This is a genomic window from Flavobacterium sp. GSP27, from assembly GCF_003970395.1.
In the GTDB taxonomy this organism is placed as follows: domain Bacteria; phylum Bacteroidota; class Bacteroidia; order Flavobacteriales; family Flavobacteriaceae; genus Flavobacterium.
In genome coordinates, this window is sequence record NZ_RYDP01000007.1 from 87,834 (window position 1) to 111,129 (window position 23,296).

Sequence of the window (23,296 nt, forward strand, 5' to 3'; positions counted from 1 at the left end):
AATTTACTTTCGTTTACGAGCGTCTGGTTTACCACCTTTATTAAAAGGCTTTCTGTCTCCTCTAGGAGAATCGCCACCTTTACCACCAGCACCAGATTGTTTTTTGTCCATTCCAGCAAGTGGAGAAAGATCTCTCTTTCCATAAACTTCACCTTTCATGATCCACACTTTGATCCCCATTCTACCATAAGTAGTATGAGCTTCTGCCAAAGCATAATCAATATCAGCTCTGAAAGTTGATAGAGGAATTCTACCTTCTTTGAAACCTTCTGAACGAGCCATCTCAGCACCATTCAAACGACCAGAAATCAAAACTTTGATACCTTCTGCGTTCATACGCATAGAGGCGGCAATTGCCATTTTGATTGCACGTCTGTAAGAAATTCTGCTTTCGATTTGACGACAGATGCTGGTAGCAACTAGATACGCGTCAAGCTCAGGTCTTTTGATTTCAAAGATGTTGATTTGAACCTCTTTGTCAGTAACTTTCTTAAGTTCTTCTTTCAACTTGTCTACCTCTTGTCCACCTTTCCCGATAATAATACCCGGTCTGGCTGTAGTGATAGTAACGGTTACAAGTTTCAAAGTTCTCTCGATGATTACTTTTGATACACTAGCTTTTGATAAACGAGCATGGATGTACTTTCTGATTTTATAATCTTCGGCAAGTTTATCACCGTAATCATTTCCACCATACCAGTTTGAGTCCCATCCTCTGATGATACCAAGTCTATTTCCAATTGGATTTGTCTTTTGTCCCATCTTTATTAAATTGCTTGTGTGTTATTAATAGATCCAAGCACGATTGTAACGTGATTAGAACGTTTTCTTATTCTGTGTGCACGACCTTGTGGAGCTGGACGAAGTCTTTTCAACATCATTCCACCATCTACTGTAATCGTTTTTACAAATAAACCTGCTTCTTCCATATTAGCGTCAGGGTTTTTTGCTTGCCAGTTGGCAATTACAGACAAAACCAATTTTTCTAATTTTCTTGAAGCTTCTTTAGAACTAAATCTTAAGATGTTCAATGCTCTTTCTACCTTCTGACCTCTTACCAAGTCCGCTACTAAGCGCATTTTTCTAGGTGAAGTGGGGCAGTTATTCAATTTTGCGAAAGCAATAGACTTATTAGCCTCTTTTCTCGCATCTGCTGTTTCTCTTTTACGAACTCCCATTGCTTCTTATTTTTTACCTTTATTTTTTGCTCCAGCATGACCTCTAAAAGATCTAGTTGGTGAAAATTCTCCTAATTTGTGACCTACCATGTTTTCTGTTACGTAAACTGGTACAAATTGACGACCGTTATGAACTGCGATAGTTTGCCCAACAAAGTCCGGAGTAATCATAGAAGCTCTAGACCATGTCTTAACAACTCCTTTGTTTCCACCTGCAATGTTTTCTTGAACTTTCTTGTCTAACTTATAATGAACGAAAGGTCCTTTTTTTAATGAACGTGCCATATCTTATTATTTCTTTCTACGTTCTACGATATACTTGTTACTCGGGTTTTTCTTAGAACGAGTTCTATAACCTTTTGCTGGTATTCCATTTCTTGAACGTGGATGTCCACCAGAAGAACGACCTTCACCACCACCCATTGGGTGATCGACAGGGTTCATCGCTACAGGTCTTGTTCTAGGTCTTCTACCTAACCATCTTGTTCTACCAGCTTTTCCTGATACAACTAATTGATGGTCTGAATTAGAAACCGCTCCAATTGTAGCCGAACAAGTCAACAAGATCAATCTTGTTTCACCAGAAGGCATTTTGATTGTTGCGTATTTTCCATCTCTTGCCATTAATTGAGCAAATGTTCCAGCAGAACGAGCTATTACAGCTCCTTGACCTGGTCTCAATTCGATACAAGAAATAACAGTTCCTAATGGAATTCTACTTAAAGGTAAAGTATTACCAATTTCAGGTTGAGATTCTGGACCAGAAACTAATTTCTGACCAACTTTCAATCCGTTTTGAGCAATAACATACGTTTTCTCTCCATCAGCATACGCTAACAAAGCGATAAATGCAGTACGATTCGGATCATACTCAATTGACTTTACCGTAGCAGGAATTCCTTCTTTAGTACGTTTAAAATCAATGATACGATATCTCTGCTTGTGACCACCACCCGTATAACGCATGGTCATCTTTCCTTGACTATTTCTACCACCAGAGTTTTTTATCGGCGCTATCAAAGAGCGTTCCGGCTTATCAGTTGTAATGGCGTCATAACCATTCACAACTCTAAATCGCTGACCTGGGGTAATAGGTTTTAATTTTCTTACTGACATTTTTCTATCTTAGATATTGTTGTAAAAATCAATTGTTTCTCCTTTTTGTACTTGAACAATTGCTTTTTTAGTTGCATTCGTCTTTCCACTTATTAAACCACTTTTAGTGTATTTAGTAGTTCTATCTGGCCTTACATTCATCGTATTGACACTTAAAACAGTTACTCCATAAGCAGCCTCGACAGCTTTCTTAATTTGCACTTTGTTTGCTTTTTTGTCAACAACGAATCCGAAGCGGTTTAAAACTTCACTTTCTTTGGTTACTTTTTCCGTTACTATAGGCTTAATTATGATGCTCATATCCTATTATTTACTTAAATTTTCTTCAATTATCTCCAAAGAACTCTCTAAAAGCACTAAATTATTAGCGTTTAATATAGCGTAAGTACTTAGTTCTAAGCTACTTACTACGCTAGAGCCTTTTAAATTGCGTGACGACAAATATACATTTTTATTTACATCACCCAACACAAACAGGGATTTTTTATTTTCTAACTCTAAAGCCTTCAAAACGTTGATGAAATTTTTAGTGTTTGGCGTTTCAAAATTAAAGTCTTCAAGAACGATAATATTCGATTCTTTAGCTTTAATAGAGAAAGCAGATTTTCTAGCCAAACGTTTCAAGCTTTTATTCAATTTAAATGAATAACTTCTTGGTCTTGGTCCAAAAACTGTTCCACCACCTTTAAACAATGGATTCTTTGCACTACCCGCACGAGCAGTACCAGTTCCTTTTTGTTTTTTAATCTTACGCGTACTTCCCGCTACTTCAGCTCTTTCTTTAGCTTTGTGCGTTCCCTGTCTTTGATTAGCAAGATATTGCTTAACATCAAGGTATACTGCGTGATTGTTTGGTTCTATACCAAATACTGAATCAGAAAGTTGCACTTTTCTTCCAGTATCTTTTCCGTTGAAATCTAATACTTTTGCTTCCATTACTTCTGAATGATTACATAAGAGTTGTTACATCCAGGAATACATCCTTTAATAACAAGTAGGTTCTTTTCAGCCACTACTTTTAAAACTCTAAGGTTTTGAACTTTTACATTGTCTCCTCCCATACGTCCAGCCATACGCATTCCTTTGAATACTCTGGATGGATAAGAAGACGCTCCTACAGAACCCGGCGCTCTTAAACGGTTGTGTTGACCGTGAGTTGCTTGACCAACACCACCAAAACCGTGACGTTTAACAACCCCTTGAAAACCTTTACCTTTAGATACACCTTGCACATCTACAAATTCTCCTTCAGCAAAAATAGAAACATCAATAAGATCCCCTAATTTTTGTTCTGTTGCGAAATCTTGGAATTCAACGACTTTTTTCTTAGCTACAGTTCCCGCTTTTGCAAAGTGACCTAAAGCCGCTTTTGTGGAATGTTTCTCGTTTTTGTCATCGAAACCAAGTTGCAACGCTTCATACCCGTCAACACCTTTGGTTCTGACTTGGGTAACAACACATGGTCCAGCTTCGATTACTGTACAAGGAATATTCTTCCCGTTTTCGTCGAAAATGCTAGTCATGCCGATTTTTCTACCAATTAACCCAGACATAATTATTAATTATTAATTATTAAATATAAATATAGAACGCAGCTTTTAACCAAATCCTATTTTTTAAGTGGGTGCAAATGTATAACTTATTTACACACAAACCAAAAAAATAATTTTCGATTAAAAACAGCGTCCTTTTCTTACTAGTAAGCTACTTAAACTTTGATCTCTACTTCAACACCGCTAGGCAATTCCAGTTTCATCAAGGCATCAATAGTTTTTGATGAAGAGGAATAAATATCAATCAATCTCTTGTATGACATTACTTCAAATTGCTCTCTTGCTTTTTTGTTAACGTGTGGAGAACGTAATACTGTGAAAAGTTTTTTGTGAGTTGGTAATGGTATTGGACCTGTAACAACTGCTCCTGTACTTTTAACTGTTTTTACAATCTTTTCAGCAGACTTGTCTACTAACATGTGATCGTAAGATTTTAGTTTTATTCTGATTTTTTGACTCATTTTCTTAAAGATTAAGCGTTTCCTTTTGCTTTTTTGATAACTGCTTCCGAAATATTCGAAGGAGTTTCAGCGTAATGTGAAAATTCCATTGTTGATGTTGCACGACCTGAAGATAAAGTTCTTAAAGTAGTAACATAACCAAACATTTCTGATAATGGCACATCGGCTTTAATGGTTTTAGCACCCGCTCTATCACCCATATCATTTACCTGACCTCTACGACGGTTGATATCACCTACGATATCTCCCATGTTTTCTTCAGGTGTAATCACTTCCATTTTCATGATTGGCTCTAATATAACAGCACCAGCTGCTTTAGCTACCTCTCTATACCCCATTCTTGCTGCAAGCTCAAAAGAAAGTGCATCAGAATCCACAGGGTGGAAAGACCCATCCAATAAAGTTACTTTCAAACTATCTACTTGATATCCTGCTAAAGGACCAGTTTTCATAGCTTCTCTAAAACCTTTTTCTACAGATGGTATATATTCTTTAGGAACGTTACCACCTTTGACAGCATTAACGAACTGCAATCCAACAGGAGCTTTACCATCAACTTCATCAGCTGGCTCTAATCTAAATACGATATCACCGAATTTACCACGACCACCAGATTGTTTCTTGTACGTTTCTCTGTGTTGAGCAGACTTTGTAAATGCTTCTTTGTATTCAACTTGAGGCTCACCTTGGTTTACTTCAACTTTGAATTCACGTCTCATTCTATCAACTAAGATGTCCAAGTGAAGCTCACCCATACCTGAGATAATAGTTTGCCCAGAAGCTTCATCTGTTCTAACCGTAAATGTAGGATCCTCTTCAGCTAATTTAGCCAAAGCCATACCCATTTTATCTACGTCAGCCTTAGTTTTAGGTTCAATTGCAATACCAATAACCGGTGCTGGAAATTTCATAGACTCAAGAATAATTGGGTGTTTTTCATCACACAACGTATCTCCAGTTTTGATATCTTTAAATCCAACTGCCGCTCCAATATCACCCGCTTCGATATAATCGATTGGATTTTGTTTGTTTGCATGCATTTGGTAAATACGAGAAATTCTTTCTTTATTTCCTGAACGTGTATTCAAAACGTAAGAACCCGCATCTAAACGTCCTGAGTAAGCACGGAAGAAAGCTAAACGACCTACGAATGGGTCAGTAGCAATTTTGAAAGCTAAAGCAGCAAATGGCTCTTTAACATCGGGCTTACGCAATATTTTAGTTTGATCTTCTTCTAACAATTCAGCATCATCAGGATGAATTCCTTCAATACCATCTTTATCCATTGGAGATGGCAAATATTTACATACTGCATCTAACATGAATTGAACTCCTTTATTTTTAAAAGAAGAACCAGCAATCATAGGAATGATAGCCATATCCATTACAGCAGCTCTCAATGCAATATTGATTTCTTCCTCTGTAATAGAGTTTTCATCTTCCATGAATTTTTCAAGTAAAGTCTCATCATAATCAGCTACTGCCTCAATAAGAATCGATCTGTACTCCTTCACTTCTTCAAGCATATCCTCTGGAATAGGTACAATATCATACGTTGCTCCTAAACCTTCTTCATGCCATACTATAGCTTGATTTTTAACTAAATCCACAACACCTCTGAAATCATTTTCTTCACCAATAGGCAAAGTGATTGCAACTGCGTTTGATTTCAACATATCTCTTACTTGTTGACAAACCATCAAAAAGTTAGATCCTTGTCTATCCATTTTATTTACAAATCCAATACGTGGAACTCTGTATTGATCTGCTAATCTCCAGTTCGTTTCTGATTGTGGCTCAACACCATCAACAGCACTAAATAAGAAAACCAAACCATCAAGAACACGCAAAGAACGGTTTACTTCAACTGTAAAGTCAACGTGTCCCGGTGTATCGATAATATTGAAGTGATAAGGAGCTGTTTCAGATAAAACTTTACCTTGTTCAGTTGGAAAATTCCATTCACAAGTTGTAGCTGCAGAAGTAATTGTAATACCTCTTTCTTGCTCTTGTGCCATCCAGTCCATTGTTGCAGCACCATCGTGTACTTCACCAATTTTGTGTGATTTTCCAGTGTAGAATAATATACGCTCTGTTGTTGTTGTTTTACCAGCATCAATGTGAGCAGCAATTCCTATGTTTCTTGTATATTTTAGATCTCTAGCCATTTCTTAAGAATTAAAATCTAAAGTGAGAGAATGCTTTATTAGCTTCTGCCATTTTGTGAGTATCCATTCTTTTCTTAACAGCAGCTCCTTCTTCTTTAGCCGCAGCTAAACATTCTGAAGCTAACCTTTGAGCCATCGATTTTTCGTTTCTTCTTCTAGAATAAAGAATTAACCATTTCATCGCCATAGAAATTTTTCTGTCTGGACGAATTTGCATCGGAATTTGGAATGTAGCTCCACCTACTCTACGACTACGTACTTCTACGTGAGGCATAACATTGGTTAAGGCATCTTTCCAAATTTCTAATGATGGTTTCTCCGCATCTTGTTTTTTAGACTCAATGATGTCAATTGCATCATAAAATACTTTAAACGCTGTCGATTTTTTTCCATCCCACATTAAGTTGTTCACAAAACGTGTTACCAGTTGGTCATTAAACCTAGGATCTGGTAAAAGTGGTCTCTTCTTTGCCGCTCTTTTTCTCATGTCTTTTTTTTAATAAAACGTCATACTAATATAGTCGCGACGAATCGCGGCTTTACAAGAATAACTTTTTAAATTACTTTTTTGCTTCTTTTGGGCGTTTTGCTCCGTACTTAGATCTTCTTTGCGTTCTTCCTGCTACTCCTGACGTATCAAGGGCACCACGAACGATGTGATATCTAACTCCTGGTAAATCTTTTACCCTTCCACCCCTAACTAATACTATCGAGTGCTCTTGTAGATTGTGTCCTTCACCAGGGATGTAGGCATTTACTTCATTACCATTTGTCAAACGTACACGCGCTACTTTACGCATTGCAGAGTTTGGTTTTTTTGGTGTTGTAGTGTAAACACGCGTACAAACCCCTCTTCTTTGAGGACAAGAATCTAAAGCAACCGATTTACTCTTCTTAGTTATCTGAGTTCTTCCTGTTCTTACTAATTGTTGAATTGTTGGCATAATTAATACTAAAAATTTCTTATTATATTAAATTCCCGCTTTTTACGGGGTTGCAAATGTAGAAAATATTTTTTATTCTACAAACGTTAATCCACTAATTTTCAATAAGATTATTTTATCATTCGATTTTAATCGCAAAAAGCAGATATTTACATTCTATTTAATAAAACAAAATTCACTTGAAGCACTTCCTTATTTATATTCTCCTTTTTAATTTGGGCTTACACTGCTCTGCTCAAAGCTTTCGGGTACTCATTACAGGAAAATCAATATTGGAAACAAAGACAATCGACTCTTTGAAATATAACCCAAAACACACTAACACAAAATCAATTGAAATTGAATTAAACAGGCTGTCCGAAGATCTTTCAAGAATTGGATACATTGACAACATTACCGGACCACCAATCCAAATAAATGACTCCAGTTATCTTGCTAAAATACATTTAGGAGAAAAAATAAAAGCGATACATATATATATAGGTAGCAACAAAAAACCAAACCTTCCTATACTTTTAAAAGAAGAAGAAGATACTATTATACTACCTTACCCAGAAATAGATTTTTACTTGCGTAAAAAAATACAAGAACTAGAACAAAATGGGTTTGCATTAGCTAAACTAAAGCTGACAAACATCAAAAGAATAAATACCGTTTTGTACGCCAATTTAAAAATAGAAACCGACAAAAAAAGAATCTTAAATGCGATAACCATAAATTACGAAGACACAAATTCAACTACAAAATTCCCATCCGGACATTTTGCTCAACTAAACAGAAAATACAAAACAAGCATTTTTAACCAAAAAGTACTCGATCAGATTTACACTGATTTTGAAAATTTTGGATTCATCAGTCAAATAAAATATCCGGAAATTCTATTTACAAAAGATACCACAAAAGTATACGTATATCTTCAAAAAAGAAAATCAAACACATTTGACGGTTTCATTGGGTTTTCTAACAATGAAAATCAAAAAATCACATTAAATGGGTATTTAGATGTACAACTCCAAAATATTTTAGGCACAGGCGAACAACTTTCAGTCTATTGGAAAAGCGATGGTAATAACCAAAAAACATTTAAAGCGAGTGTTGAATTGCCCTATTTGCTAAAAACTCCAATAGGCCTAAAAGCACAAATTCAGCTATTCCGACAAGACACGACCTTTCAAAACACTAAAACCGCAATAGACCTGAGCTACTTCATTAATTACAACACCCGGTTTTATTTAGGATACCAAAAAACAGAATCCAGCGCTATCCAAAATTTAAACAATAATCCAATTAGCGATTTCAATAATTCGTTCCTAACGTCAAGTTTTAATTATATCAAATTAAACGCAGCCAATTCTATTTTTTCAATAAAATCAAGTCTCACACTACAATCCGGAATAGGAAGCAGAGTTCTTTATACCCTATCCGAAAATACAACAAAAAGCAACCAGTTTTTTATAAACATTCAAGGTGTACACAACTTTAACCTGAATAAAAAAAATTCCATCTATGTAAATAGTCTAAATTATTATCTACAAAGCAATAATTATGTCACAAACGAATTATATCGTTTTGGGGGATTCAACAGCGTAAGAGGTTTTGCTGAAAATAGCCTGCAAGCCTACCTCATGACTTCACTACTCACGGAGTATCGCTATATTGTATCTCCCAATCTTTACGTTCATTCAATTTTAGATTACAGTATTTTCAAAGATAAATCTGCAATAGACCAACAAGACAAAAAAGAAAACTTAATAGGCATTGGAATGGGATTGGGATTACTAACAAAAAATGGATTATTCAAATTAGCACTTGCCAGTGGGAGCACCACAAATCAACCACTAGAAATAAACAATACAATTGTACACATCAGCTATAATGTCACTTTTTAAAACATTAGAAACCGATTATACGACTTTTGTTCTATTAAAAATAGTCAAAATTTAAAAATCAAAAAACATTGCGAATAGCATATTAAAATTAATTTCTAATTTACTTCAAAACTTAAATAAAAGAATTAGAAAACATTTTTTGACATGGCAAACAGTTTTCGTCTCTATTTCTTTGCATCCAGTAAGGCACAATATCCAGCCCATACTTTTTTTAACAGAACATTTACACTACAGACAAACATAGCAGTAAAAAAAAATCTAGATATCCGCAAACAATTATCATCCTATTTAAACAATATTATGTTTTCATGAGATATCTCCTGATTTTTGTTTAAAAAAAACAAAAATATTGACTAATTAATAGTATTTATTGAAAATATTAAATTATTGTTAAATTTTAACGATAAATAATTAGGAATATTAACAAATTATTAAGAGATTTGCTAAACTAATTCAAAATATTTATAAAATGAAACTAAAGTTCAATGGATTCTTTGTACTACTTGTAGTACTTATGGCGCAGCTTACTTTTGCGCAAGAAAGATCTGTTTCAGGTGTTGTTTCTGATAATGCAGGATTGCCAATACCAGGCGTGAGTGTATTAGTGAAAGGAACAAATACTGGAACACAAACTGATTTTGATGGGAAATATTCCATCAGAGCAACACCAAGCCAAGTCTTGGTATTTAGCTACATTGGGATGAAAACCAAAGAAGTAGCAGCTAGTTCTACAAACCTAAAGGTTAAATTAGCTAGTGAAGCCATGGAGCTTGAAGGTGTTGTTGTAACAGCTTTGGGGATTAAAAGAGAGAAAAAATCTCTAGGTTATGCTACTCAGGAAGTTAAAGGTGACGCTGTAGCCCTAGTAAAAAGTTCAAACTTTGTAAACTCGCTATCTGGTAAAGTTGCAGGTTTAGAAATTAAAACTTCAGGAAACTTAGGTGGGTCCACACAAGTAGTTATCAGAGGAAATAACTCAATACAAGGAAATAATCAAGCATTATTTGTAGTTGATGGTGTTCCAATAGATAACAGCAACTCAAACACAAGGGATCAACAAGCTGGTAGAGGTGGATATGACTACGGTAATGCTGCATCCGATATCAACCCTGATGATATTGAATCTATTAATGTTTTAAAAGGAGCTGCTGCAACTGCACTTTATGGTTCTCGTGCCTCTAATGGTGTTGTAATGATCACTACTAAAAAAGGGAAGAGTCAAAACGGTATTGGAATCACTATTAGTTCGAGTTTAACTTTAGGGAGAGCAGACAAAGAAACTTTGCCTAGATATCAAAATAAATACGGAGCTGGATATGGTCCTTATTATGACTCCGCTGATGGATATTTTGGATTGGCTGACGTTAACGGAGACGGTGTTGATGATTTAACAACTCCTTTTACTGAAGATGCTTCTTATGGAGCAGCATTTAACCCATCGTTATTAATTTACCAATGGAATTCTATTTATCCTCAATTAACTGAAACTTTCGGAAAAGCGACTCCTTGGGTTGCTGGTAAAGCAACTCCAAATTCTGTATGGGGTACTGGAAGTACTGCTGTAAACTCTGTTTCATTAGATGGCGGGGATGATAAAAGTTCTTTTAGATTAGGTTTTACCAACTTATTACAAGAAGGCAACTTACCAAACAGTGGTATTAAAAGAAATACAATCTCTTTCTCAGGAACTCATAATTTAACTGAAAAATTAAAAGCTTCTGCAAGTTTTAATTTTATCAAAACTGATGGAAAAGGGAGAAATGGTACAGGTTATTCTTCTACAAACGTAATGCAACAGTTTAGACAATGGAATCAAATGAACGTTGATTTCGACGAACAAAAAGCTGCTTATTTACTTACAAGAGAGAACATCACTTGGAATCCAAACTCTTCTACTAATTTAAAACCCATTTATTCAGATAATCCATATTGGACATTCTATGAAAATTATCAAACAGATACAAGATCAAGATACTTTGGTAATATAGCATTAGATGATAAATTAACTAATTGGTTGAGCATAATGGGTAGATTCTCTTTTGACACCTACAGTGAATTACAAGAGGAAAGAACAAATGTTGGAAGTGCAGACGTATCTAAATATTCAAGAAACAATAATAATGTATCAGAATACAACTACGATTTAATGTTAAACTTCAATAAAGATTTAACTGAAAAATTAAATTTAGAAGGCAACATAGGTTATAATGTTAGAAACAACATTAGAAACAGTATTTTTGCAACTACTAACGGAGGTTTAAACAAATCGCGTCTTTATTCACTTTCAAACAGTGTTAGTCCAATTCTTGCACCGCAAGAATATGAAGCAAGTAGTATGGTTGACGGTGCTTACATAAGAGCTAGTTTAGGTTATGATAATTTTGCTTACTTAGAAGGAAGTTACCGAAGTGACCGTTCATCAAATTTACCAAAACAAGATAACAGATACGGCTATTACTCCGTTTCTGGAAGTTTAGTTTTCTCTAAATATATTAATGTAGACTGGTTATCCTTTGGTAAATTAAGAGCTAATTACGCTGAAGTAGGTAACGACACGACACCATACAGTGTGTTCAACACATTCGATATTGGAACTCCATTTAACGGAACTGGTATTGCTTCAAATCCTGGTGCTCAAAATAATTTGGACCTTTTACCAGAGAGACAAAAAAGTTATGAATTTGGTTTAGAAATGACTTTCTTTAAAAGACGTCTTGGATTTGATGTGTCTTATTACAATGACTTAAATATCAATCAAATTACAAGTATTCCATTATCAACGGCTACAGGATATAATTCAGCAGTTTTAAATGCTGGAACAATCGAAAACAAAGGACTTGAGGTCCAGATTAATGGAACACCACTAAAAACAAATGATTTCAGATGGGATTTAAATTTGAACTGGTCTCAAAATAAGAGTTTAGTTGTTGAATTATTGAACGGTATTGAAAATTTACAATTAGCTTCATTACAAGGTGGCGTTTCTATTAATGCTACCCCTGGACAACCTTACGGAACCATCAGAGGTAGTGATTTTATTTATGCTGATAATGGCCAACCAATCGTTAACCAGACAGGAAGCGGATCTAGAATTGGTACGTATCAAAGAACAGGTGCAAATAACATAGTTATTGGAGATATCAATGCTGATTGGAAAGCAGGCCTTAACAACAGTTTCACATACAAAAATTTCAATTTAAGCTTCTTAATTGACATGCAAAAAGGTGGAGATGTTTTCTCCCTTGACACATGGTATGGTTATGCGACAGGAATGTATGATTTCTCAGCTGCCAATAATGAATTAGGCAACCCTGTTAGAGATCCAATTGTTGGAACACCAGGAAACTATGGAGCTAATAGTGGTGGATTTATTTTACCAGGTGCGGCTCCTGATGGAACACCAAATGCAGTTAGAGCTAATGGAAGTGTATATACAACAGCTTGGGGCTACGCTAGAGCCCCTAATAAACTTCATGTTTATGATGCGGGTTACGTGAAGTTACGTGAGGCAAGTTTAAGTTATAACTTTAGTACTAAAACATTAAAAAATTCTCCTTTCACTAATATTGTTGTATCGTTAATTGGAAGAAATCTATGGATTATTGATAAAAATACTCCATATTCAGATCCTGAAGCTGGTCTAAGTTCTGGAAATGTTCAAGGATACCAATCGGGAGCTTATCCATCAATAAGAGAAGTCGGAGCAAGTCTTAAACTACAGTTTTAAAAAATTAAATTATGAAAAAAATAATATTAACAACATTAACTATTATTACTTTAATGGTATCATGTCAATCTGACGACCAATATGAAGATAAAAATAGAGATCCAAAGAACCCTACTCAGGTTAGTTCAGATTTTTTATTCAATGCTGCGACCAAGAGTTTGTTCGATCAGATGACCAGCACCAATGTAAATACAAATATCTTTAGGATGTTAGGTCAACATTGGACTGAAACAACGTATGTAGATGAAGCCAATTATGATTTCAATACTCGTAATATCCCACAAAACCACTGGTCTGAAATGTACCGAGATGTTTTATTGGATTTAGCAACTGCAAAAACAAATAATGATGCAGATACTGCAATATCAGAGGCTACCAGAAAAACAAGAAATGCTCAAATTGAGATTTTGGCAATTTATACTTGGGCGCAAATGGTTGAAACTTTTGGAAACATTCCATATACTCAAGCGTTGAATGCAGGTAAATACGTATTACCCAAATATGATGACGCAGCGACAATTTACAGCGATTTGCTTACTCGTTTAACTGCTACAATTCCAAACTTATCTAACACCGGTTTTGGAGCAGCAGATAATATTTACGGAGGAAATACAGCTAAATGGAAAAAATTCGGTAATTCATTGTTATTAAGAATGGGAGTAAGAGTTGCGGATGTTTCGGCAATGACTGCTCAATCAACTGCTGCAATTAAATCGGCTGTTAGTGGTGGAGTATTCACATCAAACGCCGATAATGCTGCTTTAGCTTATTCCAGTGCTACTCCCAATACTAATCCAGTTTGGGTTGATTTAGTACAATCAGGAAGATCGGATTTTGTTATTGCTAATACATTAGTGGATAAAATGAATGATCTTAATGACCCTAGAAGACCTTTTTACTTCGATCAAAATAAAGGGGCAGGTGTTTACGAAGGCGGACCTTATGGTGATAATAATGCTTTTTCATCTTACACTCATGTAAGCGCAAGAGTAATAGACCCAACTAATCCAGCATCGTTAATAGATTATTCAGAAGTTTGCTTTTACTTAGCGGACGCAGCGGAGCGCTCTATATCAGGAACACCTGCTACAGCTGCTGATTTTTACAATAAAGGTATTACTGCATCATTTGACTATTGGGGAGCTCCAAATGCAGCTAATTATTTATTAAGTACTAAAGTAAATTATGCCACAGCACAAGGAACTTGGAGAGTAAAAATTGGCACCCAACTTTGGTTAGCTATGTATAACAGAGGTTACGAAGCATGGACTGCTTGGAGAAGTTATGATTTCCCTGGCTTTAACTTACCAGCAGTATCTGAAGATCCAGTTCCAACGAGATACACCTACCCTATTAATGAACAAAATTTAAATAACGCCAACTATACTGCTGCATCTGCCGCAATTGGAGGTGATAAACAAACAACAAAACTTTTCTGGGATAAATTCTAGTTATCACTTAATTCAATTATTAAAACCACCCCATTTTTTGGGGTGGTTTTTTTTTATATCTTTTGCATGATAGAAAAAGAACATAAAATATTTGAGATTAGAGCGATAATTGAAGCTATATAAGCGGGTGCAACAGTAGACAACGTTTATATTCAAAAGGAAGCAAGAAGCAAACTAATGTAAAACTTAATGAAAGTGATGAAGCGCAGAAACATCAACTTTTCGTGTGTTCAAGTTGAAAAACTAAACAGATTGACTCCTAACAATCATCAAGGTGCGGTGGCAACTATCCCGACAATTTCCTTTTTTGAATTAGAATCTTTGATTGAATCCGTAATAGAGAATGGAAAGAAACCTTTGTTATTAATTTTGGTAAATATCGGATGCCCATAATTTTGGTGCTATCAAAAGAACGGCCGAATGTACAGGAGTAAATGGAATCATCGTTCAAAAAGCAGGTTCAGCACCAATAAACGATGATAAGGTAAAACATCTGCAGGCGCCGTTTTTAATATTCTTATTTGTACAGTAGGACGCATCAAAGACACTATTTTTTTGTTGCAGGCTACTGGTATAAAGAACGTTGCGGCCATTGAGAAAACAGATCAATATATATGACATTTTACTTAATGAACCCGTAGCGATTATTATAGGATCTGAAGATCGTGGTGTAAATCCTTCGTTTCTTGAAATTGTTGATAAAAAAGCAAAACTTCCAATGGTTTGGAACCATTAGATCATTAAACATTTCGGTAGCCTGTGGTACTTTCTTATGTGAAGCGACAAGACAACGATCTTAGAATTTTTATTGTAACAACCTCTTCTAAAGAAGAGTTATGACTTCGGTAAATTCATTTTTTTTACTTGTAAAAAGTCCAGACCTTTATTAATAAATTAAAAAAACACAACAATTAATTATTCCTTATTTTCTTAGTTATTCTCCAGCAATTTACTGTCATTATGGATGGATTTTATATAATCTCTGGGCGTCAGATTACTATATAACTTAAAACTAGTGGTAAAATATGAAAATGAATTAAATCCTGTTTCATGAACCAAGAACTGTATGTTTCTTTCTCCAAGATGGATCAGCTTAATGGCGTAATCCAATCGAAACTCTCTCATATATTGGCTGATGTTCTTATTTGTCAGTTTTCTGATTCTTTTATCTAAAGTTGATTTACTAATAAAAAGCTGTTTGGACAATTCATCTATATCAACATTCAATTTCAAATTATTCAACAAATGTTCATTTACACTCGTAAGAAAATCTTTTTCAGATAATTTTATAGTAACTTTTGAAAACGGATCTGGTTTGAATTTTTTTTCTATATTATTTTTGAATTCAAGTAAATTATTGACTTTAAAAATTAACTCTCTAACCTTAAATGGCTTTACTATAAAATCATTGACTCCGTTTTCAAGTAGCTTATACTGAACGCTATCGTCTATATTAGCAGTGATTATTACAAATGGAACTGCGTTTAGTTTGCCATTTTTTTTTATATTAAAATACAAATCTTCTCCATTCATATTAGGCATCATCAAGTCACTAATAATAATATCGGGTATGTGTTTGTTTAAGTATAACAGTGCATCAATACCGTCTTTGAACCAGTTCACATTAAAACCACTCAGGCTCAATAACTCCGAGATTGAGTTGCCAAGCGCTACATCATCTTCAATCAATACTATTCCGCTTTTTTGATTTATCATGCACCTAAATTAACTATTTTTATTTTAAATTATTGTTATTATTTTTTAAATCATTAGGACTAGTATTCATATAAATTAAAATTAAAATATCTTTATTTATGATTAAAGAACTACACCTCGCAAATGAAGCAATTACACCTAAAAAATCTAACAAAAGAGACCGATTGAATTACAATTATTTTTTTATCTGATAAAATAATTTTGCGCATACAACAGAAAGGCGTATGCTTTATTAGAAATAAATTAGTCTTAATAAAATTGATTTATTATATTGAAAAAATCAAATAAATAAAACCGTCTTAGATTGATGAAAAATCTCTTAATAAACATTTCTAAAGTCACTAATACTGTATTAAAAAAACACTCCATAAATGACGCCTTAGACTTATACTTAAGCGACATTGCCAAAGAACAACAAATCGACAGCTATACTATTTATAAGAACAAAACAAAAAACGGCATAATAACCTTTCATTCTGTCAATAAAAGACCAGATAATGAAATTAACAATCCTAATCAAAACGACCATAATTACGATAATTTTTCAGAACTTTATGAAATATTATCAAAAAACAAGTCTTTGCATGGTCTTGTCAGAGACAATAAAAATGTGATTTCTAAAAAATATATGGAAACAAAAGGAATAAAATCCTATCTATTTACCCCTATATTTTCGGAAACTACATTCTGGGGCTGGATCAGCTACACCATATGCAAAGAGGAAAGAAAATGGCAAGAGGAACAAATTAAAACCTTACACACAGTTGCTAAAAATATTGGAGACAGGCTTTACAAAGATAAAATTAATATAAAATTAAAAAAAACTTTGGAAAGATTTGATTTTTACATGGCCGGTTCAAATCAAGCAATGTGGGAATGGAATATTAAAACTAAGAAAACAACCTACTCTCATAATTGGGAAGGAATGTTAGGATATACTGAAGAAGAAATCATACAAGATAAAGAATTATGGCAAAAAAGCATTCACTCAGAGGACATGATTCAAATTGCAATCGATTTAGAATATTTTGTTACGCAAAAATTAAATCGGTATGAAGGAACTTCAAGAATGATTCATAAAGATGGACATATAATATGGATAAAATATTCCGGAATACTTAAAAAAAATAAAAAAGGAAAGCCGACAAAAGTCATTGGAACACATACTGATATTAGTGAGATTAAAGAAAAAGAAAACCAATTAGAGTTGTCCGAAGCTAAATTTAGATTCATTGCAGAAAACACAACCGATATAATTTGTCAACAAAAAATGGACGGAAGTTATTACTATATTTCAAATTCTTCAAAAGAAATAATAGGATATACACCTGATGAATTAATAAACAAAAAAATATTTGATTACATCCATCCTGACGATCATACAGACATGTTGAATTATTATAAAGCGTTTCTTAATTGCAGTAAAAACAAAACGGTAACGTCTCGTTTTAGAAAAAAAGACAATGCCTATATATGGCTGGAAACCACTTTAAAAACAATATTAAATCATGAAAACATAATCATTGGTATACAAACTTCCAGTAGAGATGTCAGCGATAGAATTAAAGCCACCGAAGAAATCAAGATAGCATTTGAAAAAGAGAAAGAACTTAACGAAATGAAATCTAGGTTTATTACAATGGCGTCTCATCAATTTAGAACCCCTTTGACGGTTATTTATTCCAATGCGGAACTCATTGAGCTTAAATTAGATCATTTTGACAAAAACACACACCAATCCTTAGAAAAAATAACGTTACGAATAAAAAATGAAGTAGATCGAATGATCGAGTTAATGAACAACATATTAATTTTTGGAAAATACGAATCGGAAAAAATTCAAAAAACAATAAAAGTTCTAGATTTTAATACATTCATTAACTCCTTATTAAATCTTTATTTTAATAATCAACATCACAAACGCAAAATTCAAGTAAAAATAAAAGGTGAAAAACATTTTTTTATTACAGATGAAATCTTAATGACTCACATTCTAACGAATCTAATTAATAATGCCTTTAAATATTCCAAAGGAAAACCAGACCCTTTACTCCTTATAACCTATTTAGAAAAAGAACTAGAAATAGAGGTGATTGATTTTGGAATTGGAATTCCCGAAAATGATATTCAATATGTATTTACATCCTTTTTTAGAGCTTCAAATACAACGGCAATAACTGGTTCCGGATTAGGATTAGCAGTTGTAAAACAATTTACAGATTTTTTAAACGGTAAAATAGAACTAAAAACTCAAGAAAACATTGGAACTCGAATAAAATTAATTTTCCCTTATGAAAAAAAATAATATCCTTTTAGTTGATGATGACCCAAATATTAGAGAGACCATTGCTGAACTTCTAAGGTATGAAAATTACGAGGTAAAAGTTGCCTCTAATGGCCAAAACGCTTTAGATCTACTAGAATACTGGATTCCTGACTTAATTATATGCGATATAATGATGCCCGTAATGGACGGACATGTATTCCATAAAACAATCTCAGAAAACCAATCTTTGAGCCCCATTCCTTTTATTTTTCTGACAGCAAAAAAAGAAAATAATTTGATGAGAAAATGCCTGTTAGAAGGCGTTGATGATTTTTTATCAAAACCATTTAAAATCAAAGAGTTAATAAAAACAATAGATGTAAAAATAGAACGATTTGAAAAAATAAAGAATGCCAATAATAATTTATATATTGGCAAAAAAAATCATTTTGCACATGAAATAAACACCCCTCTTTCCGGGATTTTAGGTTCAATAGAATTGCTCATGGATGCTACAGAAAACTATAAAAAAAATGAAATCGCTACATTTTATGATTCAATAAGGGTCTCTGGAGAACGATTAAACAGAACAATGCAAAACTTAATACTCTATCAAAATCTTAAAAACAATACAATCGAGTTTGATCACCAGTCAAAAACTGAAATAGCGACGACATTTGTAAATACTACAAGCAAAATTTTTGAGATTTATGATAAAAAAAACAATACAATTAATTTCAAAATAGATGAAGCTACTATAAAAATTAGTCAAAGACACTTAAAATTCATCCTATTTGAATTAATTGATAATGCATTGAAATTTTCTAAAAAGGATCCTACAATTATTGTTTCCGGCCAAAAATATAATGAGGAATACTATGAACTGGTTATTAAAGATTTTGGCATAGGGTTTAGTTCTGCTGAATTAAATAAAATTGGTGCTGCGCAACAATTCAAAAGAGAAGAGAGAGAACAACAGGGATTAGGCATGGGCCTTTATCTAAGCAAAACAATTATAAAAAAAATAAATGGTGTTTTCAGTATTGTTTCAAAAGAGAATGAAGGCACTACCATTAAAATATTCCTTCCATTAGACTCTAATTGCTGATACACATAACAAGCATCCTGCAGTTTCTCAACTAATAAAAGACCATTAGTGTCCGCTAAATCTGTTTAAACTACCTAACCTCTTTCGTATTTTTGTTTGATTTAATACTGTATTTTTTTAGGATAAATAAAACAAGACAAAGACATCTTTAGTACTTAAAACTTCGATATTATTAAAAAAAAAGCGCAATAAGTATCGTTACTTGCAATCTCCAAGGCAGTATGAAAATAAAGCCCTAATTATTAATTAATTAGGTATCTTCATACAAATCAGTTTTTCAATCCTAGTAATATAACTGTGCCAAATACCGTTCTTTTTCGAAGCAAAAAAACTAATAATATTTAACTACTCCTTCCATTTCCATATATAATATCTAGATTAAGCATCCGCAAAAAATTATCATAATATTGAGATCAATAGGTGCTTTTTTATGATAAAAAACACAATTATACTTAATTTATTTTGAATAAAAAAATTGAATAATTAATAGTATTTGTTCAATATATTGAATTATCGTTAATATTTAATAGGTTTTAATTAGGAATGTTAAGAATTTATTAAGAATTTTGAAAATCTAATTCAAAAATATTTTAATATGAAATTAATGTTTAATAGCTTTTTGGTGCTGGCAATAGCACTGATTTCGCAAGTTACATTTGCTCAGGAAAGAATGGTTTCCGGGTTGGTTTCCGACGAAAGCGGATTACCAATTCCAGGAGTTAACATTCTGGTTAAAGGAACCACAAACGGAATTCAGACTGATTTTGACGGTAAATTTCAAATCATGGTAGCACCAGAACAAATGCTGGTTTTTTCCTACATTGGAATGATCGGTAAAGAAGTCTTAGCTTCATCAACTAATTTGACAATCAAACTGAAAGATGATGCTGTACAATTAGAAGGTGTTGTAGTTACAGCCCTTGGAATCAAAAGAGAAAAAAAATCACTAGGATATGCAACTCAGGAAGTAGGCGGTGATTTACTGTCTCAAGGTGGTCAAAACAATGCAGTATCAGCTCTTTCTGGAAATGTGGCAGGGGTTCAAGTAGTTGCACCATCAACAATGGGAGGCTCTTCACGAATTATCATGAGAGGTATTGGATCCGTAACCGGAGAAAACAAACCTTTGATTGTGATAGATGGTATTCCTTTAGACAATGGTAATTATAACGACTCCAATACCGAAAGAGGAGCCGGAGGTAGGGATTATGGAGACGCTTCTGCGGATATTAATCCAGACGATATCGAATCCGTTACGGTATTAAAAGGAGGTCCTGCTGCCGCACTTTACGGGAATAGAGCCGGTAACGGTGCCATTTTGTACACTACAAAATCAGCTAAAAAAGGAAAAGGTGTAATCGAATTCAACAGTGGAATCACTCTCGAATCGATCAACATCATGCCAAACCTTCAAAACTCTTATGGTGGTGGTAATTCAACTACTTTTGGAACAGCTAACATAAACGGAACCACATACAACGTTCCTGATTATGGAACAGATGAAAGCTGGGGACCTAAATACGATCCCAATTTAAAATACCTTCCCTGGAATGCTTTTGATCCTGAATTTTCTAATGATTTTCTAAAAGAAAGGTCATGGGTTGCACCTGCTAACGATGTTCGTTCTTTTTTTAGAACTGGTGTAACACGCAACAACTCGATCTCTTTCATGAAAGCAACCGAAGATTCTAATATCAGAGTTGCCTATGCGAACCAAAGTACAGACGGAATCGTTCCAAATAGCAGACTGTCCAAAAACACCTTCTCTTTTAATGCGAGTACTAAAATATCGGATAAATTAAAAGTAGAAGCTATGGCTACCTATACTTTGACCAAAGGTTTTAACAGACCCGAACAAGGATATGGAGACAATAGTTTAGGACAAAAATTCTTTCAATGGGGACAAAGACAATTGGACTACAATGAATTAAAGGATTACAAACTGGCCAATGGCGACCAAAGAACTTGGAACAGAAAAGGTTTTGACGATGCTACACCTAATTATTCTGACAACGCCTATTGGACCATCAATGAAAATACATCCGAAGACAAAAGAAACCGTCTTTTTGGAAACGCTAAATTGACATATAACATCACTGATGAATTATATGTAGTAGGAAATGTGTATGCTGACACTTATACTTTTAGAGTAAGTGAAAGAGTCGCTATAGGCTCACAGGCTCAATCGAGTTATACGGATCAAACCAGAACTTTAAGTGATTTCAATTATGAAGGAAGAGTCCATTTTGACAAAAAAATAGGAAAATTTAGTGTTAATTCGTTTTTAGGTGCAAACAGAAGAAATTATTCCTTCAACTCCATTCGCGGAGAGTCTGTAGGAGGATTAGTATTGCCAGGATTGTATAACTTATCCAACAGTTCTGAACAAGCTCTAGCTACTAATGAGCAACAATTCATGACCACTAATAGTCTTTATGGTTTTGCTTCGGTGGGATATGACAACATGTTATTTCTTGAAGTTACGGATAGAAATGACTGGTTTAGTACCACTAGCAAATCCGTAAACTACGCCTCGGTAACGGGTAGTTTTATTTTTTCTGAACTGACTGATATTGATTGGTTGGATTTTGGTAAACTAAGAGCAGGTTGGGCACAAGCCGGAAACAGCACATCACCTTACCGTCTTCAAAATTATATTGACGTTTATTCTCCTTTTCAAGGTGATCCACGATATAGTACGGCTTTAAGCTCTAATAACGCTGATCTTGTACCTGAATTGAAAACTACTAAAGAAATTGGTCTGGAATTCAGTTTATTCAAAAAAAGAGTAAATTTAGACGTATCCTATTATGACGTAATTACAACTGATTTAATTACACCGATACAATTAGAAACGAGCACAGGATTTAGCTCTAAACTGATTAACGCAGGTAAATTACAAAACAGAGGTATCGAAACTACCTTGAACATTAACCCGATACGAACTGAAGATTTCAACTGGGACATCACTTGGAACTTTGCTAAAAATGACAACAAATTAGTCGAATTATTCGAAGATGTAACGAGTTTACAATTAGCACAAGGGCCTTTTAGAGCACGTTTATTAGCTGTTGTAGGTCAAAAATACGGTCAACTCTACGGAACTGACTTTGTATATGACAACAATGGGAACAAGCTAGTGGGAGCAGATGGAAATTACGTAGCCTCTGAACAAAAATCACTCGGATCTATTATACCGGATTACAACATGGGAATAAGAAATGCTTTCCGGTATAAAAACTTTAGCTTGAGTGCTTTAATTGACATTCAAAAAGGTGGTAGTTATTTCTCTACTACTCACATGTGGGGAACTTATTCTGGAATGCTTGAAAATTCTGCAGCAAACGGAATAAGAGAAAATGGAATTGTTGTAGATGGTGTTTTGGCTGACGGAACACAAAATACACAAAATATTCCTGCAAGAACATGGGCACAAGCACATTACAACACTGTAGATGCTCAAAATGTTTTTGATGCTGATTACATCAAATTAAGAGAAGTATCTTTTGGATACAACTTGCCAATCAAAAAAGAAAGTCCTTTTAGCAGTATTAAACTATCTGTTTATGGAAGAAACTTATTTGCTTGGGGATTGGCCTGGAAAGGAATGGATCCAGAAATGGCTTCATACGGAAGTGGCAATACACAAGGTATCGAAGGAGGTTCATTGCCTTCTACCAGAACCTACGGAATGAACCTGGAATTTAAATTCTAATAAA

18 protein-coding genes and 1 pseudogene are annotated in these 23,296 nt (G+C 34.1%); 7 read left to right on the forward strand and 12 right to left on the reverse strand.

Annotated features, from left to right (window positions below):
- Positions 1-3: 3 nt before the first annotated feature.
- The 11 genes from rpsC to rpsL form a co-directional block, all read right to left on the reverse strand.
- A complete protein-coding gene (rpsC, locus tag EKM05_RS08120) occupies positions 4-762 on the reverse strand; it encodes a 30S ribosomal protein S3 (RefSeq protein ID WP_126451838.1) in 759 nt (252 codons plus the stop codon).
- A gap of 5 nt (positions 763-767) precedes the next feature.
- On the reverse strand, positions 768-1,178 hold the full coding sequence (rplV, locus tag EKM05_RS08125; protein ID WP_007136561.1) for a 50S ribosomal protein L22: 411 nt from the start codon (positions 1,176-1,178) through the stop codon (positions 768-770).
- A gap of 6 nt (positions 1,179-1,184) precedes the next feature.
- Positions 1,185-1,463 (reverse strand): 30S ribosomal protein S19, encoded by a 279-nt coding sequence (gene rpsS / locus EKM05_RS08130; RefSeq protein WP_007136562.1) that lies wholly within the window; start codon positions 1,461-1,463, stop codon positions 1,185-1,187.
- A gap of 6 nt (positions 1,464-1,469) precedes the next feature.
- A complete protein-coding gene (gene rplB / locus EKM05_RS08135; RefSeq protein WP_059114053.1) occupies positions 1,470-2,294 on the reverse strand; it encodes a 50S ribosomal protein L2 in 825 nt (274 codons plus the stop codon).
- Between the two features lie 9 nt (positions 2,295-2,303).
- Positions 2,304-2,594, reverse strand: a complete 291-nt coding sequence (gene rplW / locus EKM05_RS08140; RefSeq protein WP_126451837.1) for a 50S ribosomal protein L23 — start codon at positions 2,592-2,594, stop codon at positions 2,304-2,306.
- A gap of 6 nt (positions 2,595-2,600) precedes the next feature.
- Positions 2,601-3,230: a 50S ribosomal protein L4 gene (gene rplD, locus EKM05_RS08145; protein WP_091173690.1), complete on the reverse strand. Its 630-nt coding sequence runs from the start codon at positions 3,228-3,230 to the stop codon at positions 2,601-2,603.
- A complete protein-coding gene (gene rplC, locus EKM05_RS08150; protein ID WP_126451836.1) occupies positions 3,230-3,847 on the reverse strand; it encodes a 50S ribosomal protein L3 in 618 nt (205 codons plus the stop codon). The genes rplD and rplC overlap by 1 nt, the downstream gene beginning before the upstream one ends.
- Before the next feature lie 155 nt (positions 3,848-4,002).
- The gene (gene rpsJ / locus EKM05_RS08155) at positions 4,003-4,308 is read right to left on the reverse strand and encodes a 30S ribosomal protein S10 (RefSeq protein ID WP_011963470.1); all 306 of its coding nucleotides are present in this window, start codon (positions 4,306-4,308) and stop codon (positions 4,003-4,005) included.
- An 11-nt stretch (positions 4,309-4,319) separates the two neighbouring features.
- The gene (gene fusA, locus EKM05_RS08160) at positions 4,320-6,476 is read right to left on the reverse strand and encodes an elongation factor G (protein WP_126451835.1); all 2,157 of its coding nucleotides are present in this window, start codon (positions 6,474-6,476) and stop codon (positions 4,320-4,322) included.
- A 10-nt stretch (positions 6,477-6,486) separates the two neighbouring features.
- Entirely contained in the window at positions 6,487-6,963 is a 477-nt protein-coding gene (gene rpsG / locus EKM05_RS08165) for a 30S ribosomal protein S7 (protein ID WP_035668130.1), read from the reverse strand.
- A gap of 73 nt (positions 6,964-7,036) precedes the next feature.
- Positions 7,037-7,420 carry a 30S ribosomal protein S12 gene (gene rpsL / locus EKM05_RS08170; RefSeq protein ID WP_007136570.1) on the reverse strand — a complete coding sequence of 128 codons (384 nt, stop codon included), beginning with the start codon at positions 7,418-7,420 and terminating at the stop codon, positions 7,037-7,039.
- Between the two features lie 272 nt (positions 7,421-7,692).
- Here rpsL and EKM05_RS08175 point away from each other — a divergent pair, with 272 nt between their 5' ends.
- From EKM05_RS08175 to rlmB, 4 genes and pseudogenes are all read left to right on the forward strand, one after another.
- Entirely contained in the window at positions 7,693-9,309 is a 1,617-nt protein-coding gene (locus EKM05_RS08175) for a hypothetical protein (protein WP_233590893.1), read from the forward strand.
- Between the two features lie 469 nt (positions 9,310-9,778).
- Positions 9,779-13,036, forward strand: a complete 3,258-nt coding sequence (locus EKM05_RS08180; RefSeq protein WP_126554529.1) for a SusC/RagA family TonB-linked outer membrane protein — start codon at positions 9,779-9,781, stop codon at positions 13,034-13,036.
- Positions 13,037-13,047: 11 nt separating this feature from the next.
- Positions 13,048-14,487 (forward strand): SusD/RagB family nutrient-binding outer membrane lipoprotein, encoded by a 1,440-nt coding sequence (locus tag EKM05_RS08185; protein WP_126458899.1) that lies wholly within the window; start codon positions 13,048-13,050, stop codon positions 14,485-14,487.
- A 69-nt stretch (positions 14,488-14,556) separates the two neighbouring features.
- Positions 14,557-15,287: pseudogene (gene rlmB / locus EKM05_RS08190) on the forward strand (23S rRNA (guanosine(2251)-2'-O)-methyltransferase RlmB).
- A gap of 130 nt (positions 15,288-15,417) precedes the next feature.
- Here rlmB and EKM05_RS08195 read toward each other — a convergent pair.
- Positions 15,418-16,203 (reverse strand): response regulator, encoded by a 786-nt coding sequence (locus EKM05_RS08195; protein ID WP_126458896.1) that lies wholly within the window; start codon positions 16,201-16,203, stop codon positions 15,418-15,420.
- Positions 16,204-16,510: 307 nt separating this feature from the next.
- Here EKM05_RS08195 and EKM05_RS08200 point away from each other — a divergent pair, with 307 nt between their 5' ends.
- The 3 genes from EKM05_RS08200 to EKM05_RS08210 all read left to right on the forward strand — a co-directional run bounded on the left by EKM05_RS08200 (position 16,511) and on the right by EKM05_RS08210 (position 23,292).
- Positions 16,511-18,508, forward strand: coding sequence for a PAS domain-containing sensor histidine kinase (locus EKM05_RS08200; RefSeq protein ID WP_126554531.1), 1,998 nt, complete (start codon positions 16,511-16,513; stop codon positions 18,506-18,508).
- Positions 18,495-19,577: a response regulator gene (locus tag EKM05_RS08205; protein WP_126554533.1), complete on the forward strand. Its 1,083-nt coding sequence runs from the start codon at positions 18,495-18,497 to the stop codon at positions 19,575-19,577. Before EKM05_RS08200 ends, EKM05_RS08205 begins: the two co-directional genes overlap by 14 nt.
- Before the next feature lie 595 nt (positions 19,578-20,172).
- Positions 20,173-23,292 (forward strand): SusC/RagA family TonB-linked outer membrane protein, encoded by a 3,120-nt coding sequence (locus EKM05_RS08210; RefSeq protein ID WP_126458887.1) that lies wholly within the window; start codon positions 20,173-20,175, stop codon positions 23,290-23,292.
- Positions 23,293-23,296 lie beyond the last annotated feature (4 nt).